We start from the raw sequence: 14,528 nt of genomic DNA, 5'->3' as shown, positions 1-14,528 counted from the left end.
GCTCCAACAGAATGGCCGGATGGCTCATGAACTGAACGACCCTCACCCGAGCGGCCCCACCCCGCGCCGCCTCGCTGATTCCTACGTCCACGCCCTCGCCGACGCCGACCCGCTGACCGCGGTCTACCTCGGCCTCAACCCGGACGACGACCGGCTGACCGACCTGTCGCCCGAGGGCGTCGAAGCCACCGCCGAACTGGCCCGCCGCACCCTGGCGGCCCTGGACGCGCTGGAGGCGTCCGGCCCGGTCGAGGACGAGGCCGAACGCCGCTGCGCCCGGCTGCTGCGCGAGCGGCTGACCGCCGAACTGGCCGTGCACGACGCGGGCGAGGACTACCGCAGCGTCCGGAACCTGGGCTCGCCGGTGCACAACACCCGCGAGGTGTTCACCCTGCTGCCCACCGACACCGACGAGGACTGGCAGCGGCTCGGCCGCCGGCTGGCCCGCTTCCCGCTGGCGATGGCCCAGTACCGGGCGAGCCTGGAGGAGGGCGTCCGGCGCGGCCTGCTGTCGGCGCCGCGCCAGGTGGAGACGGCGGTCGGCCAGTTCGGCGAGTGGATCGACGGCGACACCCCCGGCGGCTGGTTCGGCGACCTGGTCGCCCCGGCCCCCGAGCACCTGCGCGAGCAGCTGACCGCCACCGCCGTCGCGGCCACCGCCGCGCTCGCCGAGCTGCGCGACTGGATGCGCGACGTGTACGCCCCCGCCGCCCAGGGCACCCCCGACGCGGTCGGCCGGGAGCGCTACACCCGCTGGGTGCGGTACTGGACGGGTGCCGAGCTCGACCTGGACGAGGCGTACCGCTGGGCCTGGGAGCAGTTCCACGAGCTGGACGCGCAGATGCGGGTCGAGGCGGAGAAGGTCCGCCCGGGCGAGACCCCGATGCAGGTCATGAAGTGGCTGGAGACCGACGGCCCGGCGATCCGCGGCGAGCAGCAGGTGCAGGAGTACCTGCAGGGCCTGATGGACCGGGCGATCGACGACCTCCAGGGCACCCACTTCGACCTGGCCGAGCCGCTGCTCCGGGTCGAGTCGCGGATCGCCCCGCCCGGCAGCGCCGCCGCCCCGTACTACACCCAGCCCTCGCTGGACTTCTCCCGCCCCGGCCGGACCTGGCTGCCGACCCTGGGCCGGGAGGCGTTCCCCGAGTGGGACCTGGTCTCCACCTGGTACCACGAGGGCGTCCCGGGCCACCACCTGCAGCTCGCCCAGTGGACGTACGTCGCCGACCGGCTCTCCACCTACCAGGTCACCCTGGGCGGGGTCAGCGCCAACATGGAGGGCTGGGCGCTGTACGCCGAGCGCCTGATGGACGAGCTGGGCCACCTGACCGACCCGGGCCACCGCCTCGGCTACCTGAACGCCCAGATGATGCGGGCGCTGCGGGTGATCGTCGACATCGGCATGCACGCCGAGCTGGACTTCCCCGCCGACTCGCCGTTCGCCCCCGGCGAGCCGATGCTCCCCGAGCGGGCCCGCGAGTTCTTCGGCGCCTACTGCGGCCTGTCCGCCGACTTCCTGGACAGCGAGTTGGTGCGCTACCTGGGCCTGCCCGGCCAGGCGATCGGCTACAAGCTCGGCGAGCGGGCCTGGCTGCGCGGCCGGGCCGCGGCCCGGGCGGCGGCCGAGGCGCGCGGCGGCGAGTTCGACCTCAAGAGCTGGCACATGGCGGCGCTGTCCCAGGGCTCGCTGGGCCTGGACGACCTGGTCACCGAGCTGAGCGCGCTGTAACCGGACGGACCGCGTCCCGGGTGGCCGATGCGGCCGGGCACCCGGGACCGCCGTCCCAAATATTGACAAACCGGCCAATTCGCCTTGCCGCCGGTCCGTCCGGGGGTTTCCCTGGGAAGAGCGCCGTACGCGCCCTGCCCCACTCCCGATCGGCGGAAGGCGGCCCCACGGTGACACCCCAGCAAGCCCCCGACACTCCTGCCGCGGATCCGCGCCGCTGGTGGGCCCTGGCGGTCATCGCCATCGCCCAACTGATGATCGTCCTCGACGCGACGATCGTGAACATCGCCCTCCCGTCCGCGCAGAAGGCGCTCGACATCTCCGACGCCAACCGGCAGTGGGTGATCACCGCCTACACGCTGGCCTTCGGCGGACTGCTGCTGCTCGGCGGCCGGATCGGCGACCTCTTCGGCCGCAAGCGGACCTTCATGGTCGGCCTGCTCGGCTTCGCCCTCGCCTCCGGCATCGGCGGCTTCTCCACCACCGGCGGCATGCTGTTCGCCGCCCGCGCCCTGCAGGGCGCCTTCGGCGCGCTGCTCGCCCCGTCCGCGCTCTCCCTGCTCTCCGTCACCTTCCGCGACCCGCGCGAGCGCGCCAGCGCCTTCGGCATCTTCGGCGCCCTGGCCGGCGGCGGCGCGGCGATCGGCCTGATCACCGGCGGACTGCTCACCGAGTACCTGTCCTGGCGCTGGTGCCTGTACGTCAACGTGCCGATCGCGATCATCACCGGCATCGCCGCGTACTACCTGCTGGTGCGCGACCACGTCGACCGCTCCCGCCGGGTCCGGCTCGACCTGCCCGGCGCGGTGCTCGGCTGCGGCGGCCTGCTGGCCATCGTGTACGGCACCTCCGAGGCGGTCACCCGCGGCTGGGACGACTGGCTGGTGCTCACCGCGCTCTGCGGCGGCGTCGCCCTGCTCGCCGTCTTCGCGCTGGTCGAACGGCGCACCGAGCACGCCCTGCTGCCGATGCACCTGATCGGCGACCGGAACCGGGCCGGCGGCGCGCTCTCGGTCGGGCTCGCCGTGATCGGCATGTTCGGCCTGTTCCTCTTCCTCACCTACTACCTGCAGGTGATCAAGGGCTACTCGCCGATCAAGGCCGGCGTCTCCTTCCTGCCGATGACCGCCGCCATCGTGATCAGCGCGGCCGGCATCGCCTCCCGGCTGATGACCCGGATCCCCACCCGGAACCTGGTCGTCCCCGGCCTGCTGCTCGGCGCCGCCGGCATGGCCTGGCTCACCCAGATCAAGGTGGACAGCCCCTACGCCACCATGGTGCTGCCCGCCGAACTGCTGCTCGGCTTCGGCATGGGCCTGGTCTTCATGCCCACCATGAGCCTGGCCACCCTGAACGTCGCCCCCGAGGAGACCGGCGCCGCCTCCGCCATCATCAACAGCGCCCAGCAGGTCGGCGGCTCGATCGGCACCGCCCTGCTCAACACCATCGCCGCCAGCGTCACCGCCACCTACCTGGCCGCCCGCAACCCCACCGACCCGCTGGTGCAGGCCAACGGCGCGGTGCACGGTTACGCCGTCGCCACCACCGTCGCGATGGCCATCCTGCTGGGCGCCGCACTGGTCGCCTTCCTGATGATCAACCACCGCCCGGCCCCCGGCGAGGCCCGGGGCAAGGACGCCGCCGCCGAGGCCCGCGCCACGGTCTGACACCCCGGGCGGTTGGGCGCCGGACCCGGCCGCCCGCCCCCGCCCGTGCGACCCGCTGCACGCCGCCGGAAATCTCACGAGCCTCCCAGGCGGACCTGACGGCTTTCCCAGTTGGACGGCGGATATTGGGGCAGGCGGGGAGCGACAGGTGCCCGCGCCGGAACCCCGGCGCGGGCGCCACCAGGACCAGGAACGGCGGGAGCGGGGCAGCGGATGGAACGACACACCAGGCCGGACGGACGCCGCGCGCTGCGGCAGGCCGCCCTCACCTCCGTCCTCGCGGTCGGCGTCGTCGGCGCGATAACGGCGGCCGGGCTGCTCACCGTCCACCTGCACGCCCCGCGGCGGCCCAGCACCGACAGCGTCGCCCTGACCACCCTCGCCTCTCCCACCGGCCCTCCCACCGCCGCGTCCACGCCCACGCCCACGCCCTCCGCGGCGCCCCCGGCCGACGCCCCCGACGCGGTGGCGCAGGCCGGCCGCGCCGCCGGTCCCACCCTGCAGGCCCCGCCCAGCGCCCCGCCGGACGACCGGCCCGGCGTCACCACCACCGCCCCCGACGACGCCGAGTCCCGCCGGGTCGGCGCCCTGTTCTCCGGCCAGGCCACCCCCGGCAACCACTTCTGCACCGCCAGCGTCATCGACAGCCCCGGCCGCAACCTGATCCTCACCGCCGCGCACTGCCTCTCCGGCGCGAACGGCACCACCTTCGCCCCCGGCTACCGCGACGGCCGTGCCCCGTACGGCAGTTGGCGGGTCACCAAGGTCTACACCGCCGACGGCTGGCGCAACGGCGGCGACCCCGACGAGGACTTCGCGATCCTCGCCGTCGCCCCCAACGACGGCCGCCAGATCGAGGACGCCGTCGGCGGCAACCCCCTCGGCACCGACGCCCCCTGGACCGCCCGGGTCCGCCTCTACGGCTACCCCGCCAGCACCGAACTCCCCATCCTCTGCACCAACACCACCACCCGCCAGGACACCTACCAGCGCCGGATCGACTGCCCCGCCTTCCCCGGCGGCACCAGCGGCGGCCCCTTCGTCGACACCGACACCGGAGAGGTCATCGGCGTCATCGGCGGCTACCAGCAGGGCGGCGACACCGCCGACACCTCCTACAGCGCCGCCTTCGACCACACCATCGCCGAACTCCTCGCCGAGGCCAGCTGAGAGCCCCGTCAGGGGCGCGCATTCAGGGGTGCGCATTCAGGGGCTCGGGGAACGGCGAGTCCGCGGCTGCTGCGGGTTCACTGCCGCCCAGCGCATCTGCTTCAGGTTCTGTTCACCACACGCAGCAGCACGGACCTCCGATGGGCTCCGGCCGTCAGCAGCACGGACTCGCCGTTCCCCGAGCCCCTGATTTCGCCTCCCGCCGGCCGGGCGGTCAGCCCATCGCGGGGGCGAAGCCGCCGTGCGAGCCGCCGTCGAGGAGGACCGGCCAGTCGAGCGGTCCGGTCAGGCCGGCGGGCTCGGGGAGGGAGACGACCAGCGCTCCGCCGGCCCGTTCGACCTCCTCGCACCAGCGGGCGACGCCGTCGGTGTCGAAGGAGCCGCCCAGGGTGGGGAAGACGCAGCCCTCGTCGCCGGGGCCGTCCAGCACGCACATGGTCAGCCGGGCGAACACCGACCAGCCGTCCAGCCCGGGCACCGAGCCGTCCGTGACGCGCAGCACCGGCAGGCCGCCGTGCACGGGGGCGCCGCCGAGCAGCAGGATCGGCGCGGACGCCCCGGAGACCAGCCGGACCTGTTCGGGAGAGATCATCACCCGGGTACCCTGCCACACCCCGGCGGGCCCGGGTCCCGTCACGCCCCGTCGGCGGCCGTCACCAGTCGCGCCACTCGTCCGTGATCTCGTAGCGGCCGATGCCGAGGCGCCCCGCGAGCGCCGGGACGTCGACGCCGCCGTGCGTCAGCACCCGGTCGACGTACTCGCAGAGCTGCTCCCGCTCGTCGGTCTCGTAGCCGGCCCCGTCGAACGACTCGTTGACGGCGTTCAGCGCGAGCACCACCCGCTCGACCACCGCCATGACCTGCTCGTCGGACGGCCCCGCCAGCGCGCGCACGTCGGTCTCGAACTCCTGGAGGACGGTGTCCGTGGCGGTCAGCAGCGCCTCCGGGAAGAGCTCCGCCAGGAAAGCCTCCCCGGGTTCCCGAAGCCCCGCCGCCACCTCGCGGGCCTCCGCCGCCACGTCCTCGCGCCAAGCGCTGGAAGGTCTGATCGTCATGCCCGGACCGTAGCGGCCGCCGCTGACAGTGCCCCGAACGCGGAGAAGGCCCGGATCCCGTGGATCCGAGCCTCTGTTGCGCTTGTGCCCCCGGTAGGATTCGAACCTACGCACCCGCCTCCGGAGGGCGGTGCTCTATCCCCTGAGCTACGGGGGCCTGGGCTAACCTCGCGGTGCTGCCCGGCCTGACGGGGAAAACACTACCAGGGAAACTCCGTGGTCCGTGCACGGGTTCGCCCGGCCCGGTCGGGCGCCGCCCGACGGCCCGTCAGCAGGCGGCCGGCAAGGAGCCGAAAGGCCGGACGCGGGGGGCGGGGCGCGGCTACCCTCGGTGAGGTGGCGGCGACGTCGGGGCGGGTCCTCGTGGTGGACGACAGCGAGGTGATCCGCCAACTGATCAGGGTCAACCTGGAGCTGGAGGGCTTCGAGGTGGTGACCGCCGCCGACGGTGCCGAGTGCCTGGAGGTGGTCCGCCGGGTCGCGCCGGACGTGGTCACCCTGGACGTGGTGATGCCCCGGCTGGACGGCCTGCGGACGGCGGCCCGGCTGCGCGCCTCGCGGGACACCGCGCACCTGCCGATCGCGATCGTGAGCGCCTGCACGCCGGCCGACCTGGAGCGCGGCGAGTCGGTGGGGGTGGACGGCTACCTGGCCAAGCCCTTCGACCCGGCGGAGCTGGTCGCGCTGGTGCGGCGGCTGCGGGCGGCGGCCTCGGCGGAGCGGCGCTTCGCCTACGACTTCGGCAGCCCGGTGCCGTCCGGCGGGCCGGACCCGCACGATTCAGCTCAGAGCGAACGGCGGCAGGAACTCGTCCGGCCGGACGAGCCGCGCCCGTGAGATGTGCCCGCCAGCAGCGGCGTCCGACGACACGAAGCACGTCCGGAGCCGCGACGCGCGCCGCGGCGGGCAAACCGAGTGGCGGCCGGGTCCCCCGTCTCGCCTAGGCTGGGCACCGTGACACCCGCAGAACTCTCCCAGGCAGTCCAGGCCGCCGTCAGCACCGCCATCGAGGCGGGCGAGCTGACCGTCGACGTGCCCGCGCACGTGACGGTCGAGCGGCCCAAGAACAGGGACCACGGCGACTACGCCACCAACGTGGCCCTCCAGCTCGCGAAGCCGGCCGGCAAGCCGCCGCGAGCCGTCGCGGAGATCCTGGCCGGGCGTCTGCGAGGGATCACCGGCGTCGCGAAGGTCGACATCGCCGGTCCGGGCTTCCTGAACATCACGCTGGACGCCGCCACCCAGGGCGAGTTGGCGCGCACCATCGTCGAGGCGGGCGAGGCGTACGGCCGCAACGAGGCGCTCAAGGGCCTGAAGATCAACCTGGAGTTCGTCTCGGCGAACCCGACCGGCCCGATCCACATCGGCGGCGTCCGCTGGGCCGCCGTCGGCGACTCGCTGGCCCGGGTGCTCAAGGCGACCGGCGCCGAGGTGTCGACCGAGTACTACCTGAACGACGCCGGCGTGCAGATCACCAAGTTCGCCAAGTCGCTCAAGGCCGCCGCCAACGGGCAGCCCGTCCCCGAGGACGGCTACGTCGGCGAGTACATCACCGACATCGCCAAGGCCGTCACCGAGGGCCTGCCCGGCGTGCTGGAGCTGCCCGAGGACGAGCAGCTCCGGGCGTTCCGGACCGAGGGCCTCAAGCTGATGGTCGCCGAGATCCAGCGCTCGATGACCGAGTTCGGGGTGCACTTCGACACCTGGTTCTCCGAGCAGACGCTGCACGACTCCGGCGCGGTGGAGCAGGCCATCGAGCGGCTGCGCGAGCAGGGCCACGTCTTCGACCGGGACGGCGCGATCTGGCTGCGCACCACCGACTTCGGCGACGACAAGGACCGCGTCCTGATCAAGGCCGACGGCGAGACCACCTACTTCGCCGCCGACGCCGCCTACTACCTGAGCAAGCGGGACCGCGGCGCGGAGGTCTCGGTCTACATGCTCGGCGCCGACCACCACGGCTACGTCAACCGCCTCAAGGCCATCGCGGCCTGCGCCGGCGACGACATGGGCCGCAACATCGAGGTGATGATCGGCCAGTTCGTGAAGATGCTGCGCGACGGCAAGGAGGTCCGGCTCTCCAAGCGCGCGGGCAACATCATCACGATCGACGACGTGGTCGACTGGATCGGCGTGGACGCCGCCCGCTACATGCTGGTGCGGCAGTCCACCGACTCCACCATCACCATCGACATCGACGTGGTCACCAGCCAGACCGCCGAGAACCCGGTCTTCTACGTGCAGTACGCGCACGCCCGGATGTGCTCCGTGCAGCGCAACGCGGCGGAGAAGGGCATCACCCGCAGCGCGGACTTCGCCCCGGAGCTGCTCAGCACCGAGTGGGAGAACGACCTGCTCGGCCAGCTCGGCGAGTTCCCGCGGGTGCTGGCCAAGGCCGGCGAGCTGCGCGAGCCGCACCACGTGGCCACCTACCTGGAGCAGCTGGCCCGCGCCTACCACCGGTTCTACGACAACTGCCAGATCCTGCCGAAGGGCGACGAGGAGGTCACCGACCTCACGCACGCCCGGCTCTGGCTGGCCGACGCCACGCGAACGACGCTGGCCAACGGCCTCCGACTGCTCGGCGTCTCGGCGCCCGAGCGGATGTAAGCACCAAGCCCCCAGCGCACGGTACGGAGCGAAGGGGCGGCGGACCGGTCCACGGCGGACCGGTCGCCGCCCCTCGCCATAGGTCGAGGAAGTGACAGCAAGATGAGTCGATCCGCTCACCCGGCGGGCCCCCGGCACGGCGACGTGCTGCCCGAGGGGCACTACCAGGCCCCGCCGGCCGACCTGAACGCCCTCGACCCCAAGGTGTGGGCGCGCACCGTGGCCCGCGGCGCGGACGGCGCGCTCACCGTCGGCGGCGTCGACGTGCGCACCCTGGCCGAGGAGTTCGGCACCCCCGCCTACGTGCTGGACGAGGCCGACTTCCGGGCCCGGGCCCGGGCCTGGCGGGACGCCTTCGGCACGGACGCCGACGTGTACTACGCGGGCAAGGCGTTCCTGTCCAAGGCCGTGGTGCGCTGGCTGCACGAGGAGGGCCTGAACGTCGACGTGTGCTCCTCGGGCGAGCTGCACGTCGCGCTGGCGGCCGGGATGCCGGGCGGGCGGATCGCGCTGCACGGCAACAACAAGTCGGTGCGCGAGCTGGAGCAGGCCGTGAAGGCCGGCGTCGGCCACGTCGTGGTGGACTCCTTCCAGGAGATCGAGCGGCTGGCCGAGATCGCCGGGGCGCAGGGCGTCCGGCAGCCGGTGCTGATCCGGATCACCGTCGGCGTCGAGGCGCACACCCACGAGTTCATCGCCACCGCGCACGAGGACCAGAAGTTCGGCCTCTCGCTGTCCGGCGGCCTGGCCGCCGAGGCGGTCCGCCGGGTGCTGGCCGAGCCCGCCCTGGAACTGCGCGGCATCCACTCGCACATCGGCTCGCAGATCTTCGACTTCGCCGGTTTCGAGGTCGCCGCCCGCCGGGTGGTCGGCCTGCTCGCCGAGGTCCGCGACGAGCACGGCGTCCAGCTGCCGGAGGTCGACCTGGGCGGCGGGCTCGGCATCGCCTACACCGCCGAGGACGACCCGCGCGAGCCCGCCGAGATCGCCGCCGCGCTCGGCGAGATCGTCCGACGGGAGTGCGCCGCGGCCGGGTTGACGGTCCCCCGGATCAGCGTCGAGCCCGGCCGGGCGATCGTCGGCCCCACCGCGTTCACGCTGTACGAGGTCGGCACGGTCAAGCCGCTGGAGGGCCTGCGCACCTACGTCAGCGTGGACGGCGGCATGTCCGACAACATCCGCACCGCGCTGTACGACGCCGCCTACTCGGTGGCGCTGGCCTCCCGCACCAGCGACGCCGAGCCGATGCTGGTCCGGGTGGTCGGCAAGCACTGCGAGTCCGGCGACATCGTGGTCAAGGACGCCTTCCTGCCCGCCGACCTGGCCCCCGGCGACCTGATCGCGGTGCCCGCGACCGGCGCCTACTGCCGCTCGATGGCGAGCAACTACAACCACGCCCTCAAGCCCCCGGTGCTGGCCGTCGCCGACGGCGCGGCCCGGGTGATCGTCCGCCGCGAGACGGAGGAGGATCTCCTGCGGCTGGATGTCGGCTGACGAAATTTTCGTCTCAGAACGTGGACCAGCCGTAGATCTGTGCGGAAAGTCCCGGAGACTGGTGTGAACAGACATGCCCCCGGGGACGACGGAGCGCCCCGACGGGGACCGAAGAATGCAGAGCGGAGTCGGATGATGCGTACGCGCCCGCTGAAGGTGGCGTTGCTGGGCTGTGGTGTGGTGGGCTCCGAGGTGGCGCGCATCATGACGACGACGGCCGACGACCTCGCCGCCCGCATCGGTGCCCCGGTCGAGCTCGCGGGCATCGCGGTCCGACGGGCCGGCCGCCCCCGCCCCGGCGTCCCCGAGCACCTGCTCACCACCGACGCCGAGGCCCTGGTCGGCCGCGGCGACATCGATGTGGTGGTCGAGGTCGTGGGCGGCATCGAGCCGTCCAAGTCGCTGATCCTGAAAGCCTTCGAGAGCGGCGCCTCGGTCGTCTCCGCGAACAAGGCGCTGCTCGCCAAGGACGGCGCCGAACTGCACGCCGCGGCCGCCGCGGCCGGCGTCGACCTCTACTACGAGGCCGCCGTGGCCGGGGCGATCCCGCTGCTGCGCCCGCTGCGCGAGTCGCTGGCCGGCGACAAGGTGAACCGGGTGCTGGGCATCGTCAACGGCACCACCAACTTCATCCTGGACAAGATGGACTCCACCGGCGCCGGGTACTCCGAGGCGCTGGAGGAGGCCACCGCGCTGGGCTACGCCGAGGCCGACCCGACCGCCGACGTGGAGGGCTTCGACGCCGCCGCCAAGGCCGCCATCCTGGCCGGGATCGCCTTCCACACCAAGGTCACCGCCGCGGACGTCTACCGCGAGGGCATCACCGAGGTCACCGCCGCCGACATCGCCTCCGCCAAGCAGATGGGCTGCGTGGTCAAGCTGCTGGCGATCTGCGAGCGGGCCGCCGACGGCGCCTCGGTCACCGCCCGGGTCCACCCGGCGATGATCCCGCTCAGCCACCCGCTGGCCTCGGTCCGCGAGGCGTACAACGCGGTCTTCGTGGAGGCCGAGGCGGCCGGCCGGCTGATGTTCTACGGCCCCGGCGCGGGCGGCTCGCCGACCGCCTCCGCGGTCCTCGGCGACCTGGTCGCGGTCTGTCGCAACAAGCTGACCGGCTCCACCGGCCCCGGCGACTCGGTCTACGCCGCGCTGCCCGCCAAGCCGATGGACGAGGTGGTCACCCGCTACCACGTCAGCCTGGACGTGGACGACCGCGCGGGCGTGCTCGCCCAGGTCGCCTCGGTCTTCGCCGACCACGGCGTCTCCATCGACACCGTGCGCCAGCAGGGCCGGGACGGCGACGCCGCGCTCGTGGTGGTCACCCACCGCGCCACCGACGCCGCCCTGTCGGCGACGGTCGACAAGCTCCGCGCACTGGACAGCGTGCGCGACGTGGCCAGCATCATGCGGGTCGAAGGGGAATAAGGAAAACCGGTATGAACGCCATTGCCGAAAGCACCGCCCGAGGCAGCCACACCCACCAGTGGCGCGGCCTCATCGAGGAGTACCGCGACCGCCTCCCGGTCTCCGACTCCACCCCCGTGGTGACCCTGCTGGAGGGCGGCACGCCGCTCGTCCCCGCCCAGGTGCTCTCCGAGCGCACCGGCTGCGACGTCTACCTCAAGGTCGAGGGCGCCAACCCGACGGGCTCCTTCAAGGACCGCGGGATGACCATGGCCATCTCCAAGGCCAAGGAGGACGGCGCCCAGGCCGTCATCTGCGCGTCCACCGGCAACACCTCCGCCTCCGCCGCCGCCTACGCGGTGCGGGCCGGCATGGTCTCCGCGGTGCTCGTCCCGCAGGGCAAGATCGCCCTGGGCAAGATGGGCCAGGCGCTGGTGCACGGCGCCAAGATCCTGCAGGTCGACGGCAACTTCGACGACTGCCTGACGCTGGCCCGCGAGCTCTCCGAGAAGTACCCGGTCGCCCTGGTCAACTCGGTCAACCCGGTGCGCATCGAGGGCCAGAAGACCGCCGCCTTCGAGATCGTCGACATGCTCGGCGACGCCCCGGACATCCACGTCCTGCCGGTCGGCAACGCGGGCAACATCACCGCCTACTGGAAGGGCTACCGCGAGTACTCCCGCCCGTCGCCCGCCACCACCCTTGACGGAGACGCTTCGCGTCGCACCCTTCCCGGCCTGGCCACCCGCACCCCGCGGATGTGGGGCTTCCAGGCGTCCGGCTCGGCCCCGATCGTGGACGGCGCCCCGGTGCTCAAGCCGCAGACCATCGCCACCGCGATCCGGATCGGCAACCCGGCCTCCTGGGACTACGCGCTGGCCGCCCGGGACGACTCCGGCGGCCTGATCGACAAGGTGACGGACCGCCAGATCCTGGCCGCCTACCGCCTGCTGGCCGCGCAGGAGGGCGTCTTCGTCGAGCCCGCCTCCGCCGCCTCGGTGGCCGGCCTGCTGGCCAAGGCCGAGGCCGGACTGGTCGACCCCGGCCAGCGGATCGTCTGCACCGTCACCGGCAACGGCCTCAAGGACCCGGACTGGGCGGTGGCCGGGGCCCCGCAGCCGCAGGTCGTCCCGATCGACCCGGAGACGGCCGCCCGCCGCCTGGGCCTGCTCGACTGACGTCACCGACGCCACTGACCGGGCGTCAACCCGGCGAGCGGCCGGCCCCTTCCGGGCCGGCCGCTCGCCGCCGTTTTCCGGTCACCCCACCGGCGCTTTCGCGCTGCTTGGGGCAACACGGAAGATCCGAGCCGAGCAGGGTGTACCGCTCCGGAACCTCTCTTCGATACGCTTGACCCCGGCGGGCCGCGCCATGCTGCGCGCCCCCTTTCGAGACCCCGCCGCCAGAACCACCGCCGCCCCCGTCGTCCGCGTCGTCCGGGCCTGGCTCCCCCCACTTTCTCAGGAGTGTGTCCACCGCATGGCCGGTCCCGCGTTCCGCGCCGCCGCCGTCCGGGTCCGCGTCCCCGCGACCAGCGCCAACCTCGGCCCCGGCTTCGACGCCTTCGGCCTCGCCCTGGGTCTCTACGACGACGTGGTGGTCCGGGTCGCCGACTCCGGTCTGACCGTGGACATCGCCGGTGAGGGCGCCGAGAACCTCGCCCGCGACGAGCGCCACCTGGTGGTCCGTTCGATGCGCGCCGCCTTCGACCGGCTCGGCGGCCAGCCCCGCGGCCTCGAAGTGGTCTGCGCCAACCGGATACCGCACGGCCGCGGCCTGGGCTCCTCGTCCGCCGCGATCTGCGCCGGCATCGTCGCCGCCCGCGCCGTCACCATCGGCGGTGCCTCCGCGCTCGGCGACGACGCGCTGCTGGCCCTCGCCTCCGAGCTGGAGGGCCACCCCGACAACGTCGCGGCCTGCCTGCGCGGCAACTTCACCGTCGCCTGGACCGAGGACGGCGGCGCCCGCACCATCACGCTGGACCCCTCCGACCGGGTCGTGCCGGTCGTGTTCATCCCCTCCACCGAGGTGCTCACCGAGACCGCCCGCGGCCTGCTCCCCAAGACCGTGCCGCTCTCCGACGCCGCGCTCAACGCGGGCCGGGCCGCCCTGCTGGTCGAGGCGCTCACCCGCAGCCCGGAGCTGCTGCTCACCGCCACCGAGGACCGCCTGCACCAGGACTACCGGGCCTCCGCGATGCCGGACAGCGCCGCCCTGGTCGCCGCCCTGCGCGCCGAGGGCGTCCCCGCCGTCATCTCGGGCGCCGGACCGACCGTGCTCGCGCTCACCGACGAGGCCCACGTCGGCAAGGTGCTCAACAGCGCGGGGGCGCAGTTCGCGGCGCACCGGCTGGAGCTGGACCGCACCGGCGCCACCGTCCTGCCGCTCGACATGTGAGACGGACACGATTGACAAGCAAAGGGCTGGGGAATGTGTCAGGGGGTAGGTAGTGTTAACCTCATTGCTGCACCAGGTGCCCTCCGGGCGCCGGTGCGACGCATCCCGATCCCGTTCCCCCGTCCGCACGGGGGCCGGAAGCTCGGGAGCACGATTCTCCGGGAGCTCGCCACACCGCGTACGCAGCCTGCCTGCGCAAGTGGGGCCCATCCCGAAGCCGTGACGGCACCGGACCCCCACCTCCAGCCTCCGCACTGAGGCTCGGCCGGGCGGGGCCCGCAGTGCCGCCGCGCGACGGGGGCCCGGGCATCAACAGGCGCAGCGAGGTCGGCAGCAGAACCCGGCCGTCCGCGCCGCTTCGCACCACAGTGCACCGCACTTCGCAGCTCCCCGGAAGGACCAGCCTTCCGCGGGAATCCAGCCCCTGGCCGGCGCAAAGAGCCGCTGGACAGGACAGCACAACCGGTCGCCGTGCCAGACAGGCCGACGTCCGCTCCAGGGAAGGACCCTTAGTGAGCGACACCACCGATCTGATGGGCGCGCGCCCGGACGCCGAGGCGTCGGACGCGGCAGCCCCTGCGGCTCCGGCGCGACGCCGTCGTACCGCTGCCGCCGGCCTGGACGGCCTGGTGCTGGCCGAGCTCCAGAAGCTCGCCTCGTCCCTCGGGATCAGCGGCACCGGGCGGCTGCGCAAGAGCCAGCTGATCGAGGCCATCAAGGAGAAGAGCGGCGGTGACCCGCTGCTCGCGGGCGCCTCCGGCTCCGCCGCCCCGGCCGCCAAGAAGGCCGCCAAGACCGCCGCGCCCGCCGCCGAGGCCGCCCCGGCCGAGGAGCAGGGCGAAGCGGCCCCGCCGCGGGCCGCCCGCCGCACCCGCACCGCCGCGGCCACCGAGCCGCAGCCGCAGGCGCAGATCGAGATCCCGGTGCAGGCCGCCGCCGAGACCGCGGCCGCCACCGCCCGGGCCGAGCGCCCGCGCCGCCGGGCCACCGCCGCGGCCG

Annotated in this window: 12 protein-coding genes and 1 tRNA gene; 10 read left to right on the top strand and 3 right to left on the bottom strand. The window is 73.5% G+C overall.

Translation table 11 applies throughout. The features are described from left to right. The first annotated feature begins 19 nt into the window (after positions 1–19). The 3 genes from ACWEO5_RS17410 (at position 20) to ACWEO5_RS17400 (ending at position 4,569) form a co-directional block, all read left to right on the top strand. Positions 20–1,732: a DUF885 domain-containing protein gene (locus ACWEO5_RS17410; RefSeq protein WP_452163187.1), complete on the top strand. Its 1,713-nt coding sequence runs from the start codon at positions 20–22 to the stop codon at positions 1,730–1,732. 254 nt (positions 1,733–1,986) lie between these two features. Continuing rightward, on the top strand, positions 1,987–3,399 hold the full coding sequence (locus ACWEO5_RS17405) for an MFS transporter (protein WP_452163215.1): 1,413 nt from the start codon (positions 1,987–1,989) through the stop codon (positions 3,397–3,399). Between the two features lie 213 nt (positions 3,400–3,612). Beyond that, positions 3,613–4,569: a trypsin-like serine peptidase gene (locus ACWEO5_RS17400; RefSeq protein ID WP_452163186.1), complete on the top strand. Its 957-nt coding sequence runs from the start codon at positions 3,613–3,615 to the stop codon at positions 4,567–4,569. 214 nt (positions 4,570–4,783) lie between these two features. Here ACWEO5_RS17400 and ACWEO5_RS17395 read toward each other — a convergent pair whose 3' ends face one another. The 3 genes from ACWEO5_RS17395 to ACWEO5_RS17385 form a co-directional block, all read right to left on the bottom strand. Then, complete coding sequence (locus ACWEO5_RS17395) at positions 4,784–5,161, bottom strand: hypothetical protein (protein WP_452163185.1); 378 nt, start codon at positions 5,159–5,161, stop codon at positions 4,784–4,786. Between the two features lie 61 nt (positions 5,162–5,222). Next, positions 5,223–5,624: a hypothetical protein gene (locus tag ACWEO5_RS17390; protein ID WP_452163184.1), complete on the bottom strand. Its 402-nt coding sequence runs from the start codon at positions 5,622–5,624 to the stop codon at positions 5,223–5,225. An 85-nt stretch (positions 5,625–5,709) separates the two neighbouring features. Then, positions 5,710–5,781 (bottom strand) — tRNA-Arg (locus ACWEO5_RS17385). Positions 5,782–5,960: 179 nt separating this feature from the next. On the opposite strand from ACWEO5_RS17385, the gene ACWEO5_RS17380 reads away from it, so the two are divergent. The 7 genes from ACWEO5_RS17380 to ACWEO5_RS17350 all read left to right on the top strand — a co-directional run. After that, on the top strand, positions 5,961–6,461 hold the full coding sequence (locus ACWEO5_RS17380) for a response regulator (RefSeq protein ID WP_452163183.1): 501 nt from the start codon (positions 5,961–5,963) through the stop codon (positions 6,459–6,461). A 117-nt stretch (positions 6,462–6,578) separates the two neighbouring features. Then, positions 6,579–8,234, top strand: a complete 1,656-nt coding sequence (argS, locus tag ACWEO5_RS17375; RefSeq protein ID WP_452163182.1) for an arginine--tRNA ligase — start codon at positions 6,579–6,581, stop codon at positions 8,232–8,234. Positions 8,235–8,336: 102 nt separating this feature from the next. Then, positions 8,337–9,728, top strand: coding sequence for a diaminopimelate decarboxylase (lysA, locus tag ACWEO5_RS17370; RefSeq protein WP_452163181.1), 1,392 nt, complete (start codon positions 8,337–8,339; stop codon positions 9,726–9,728). Between the two features lie 132 nt (positions 9,729–9,860). Further along, entirely contained in the window at positions 9,861–11,153 is a 1,293-nt protein-coding gene (locus ACWEO5_RS17365) for a homoserine dehydrogenase (RefSeq protein WP_452163180.1), read from the top strand. Between the two features lie 11 nt (positions 11,154–11,164). Continuing rightward, positions 11,165–12,310 carry a threonine synthase gene (gene thrC / locus ACWEO5_RS17360; RefSeq protein WP_452163179.1) on the top strand — a complete coding sequence of 382 codons (1,146 nt, stop codon included), beginning with the start codon at positions 11,165–11,167 and terminating at the stop codon, positions 12,308–12,310. 301 nt (positions 12,311–12,611) lie between these two features. After that, on the top strand, positions 12,612–13,529 hold the full coding sequence (gene thrB / locus ACWEO5_RS17355) for a homoserine kinase (RefSeq protein WP_344557238.1): 918 nt from the start codon (positions 12,612–12,614) through the stop codon (positions 13,527–13,529). Between the two features lie 512 nt (positions 13,530–14,041). Then, the coding region (locus tag ACWEO5_RS17350) for a Rho termination factor N-terminal domain-containing protein (protein WP_452163178.1) at positions 14,042–14,528 on the top strand (487 nt) is incomplete at its 3' end.

The organism is Kitasatospora sp. NPDC004272 (genome assembly GCF_053603035.1).
The sequence above is the reverse complement of the archived record's forward strand: the minus strand, read 5'-3'. Positions and strand labels throughout refer to the sequence as shown.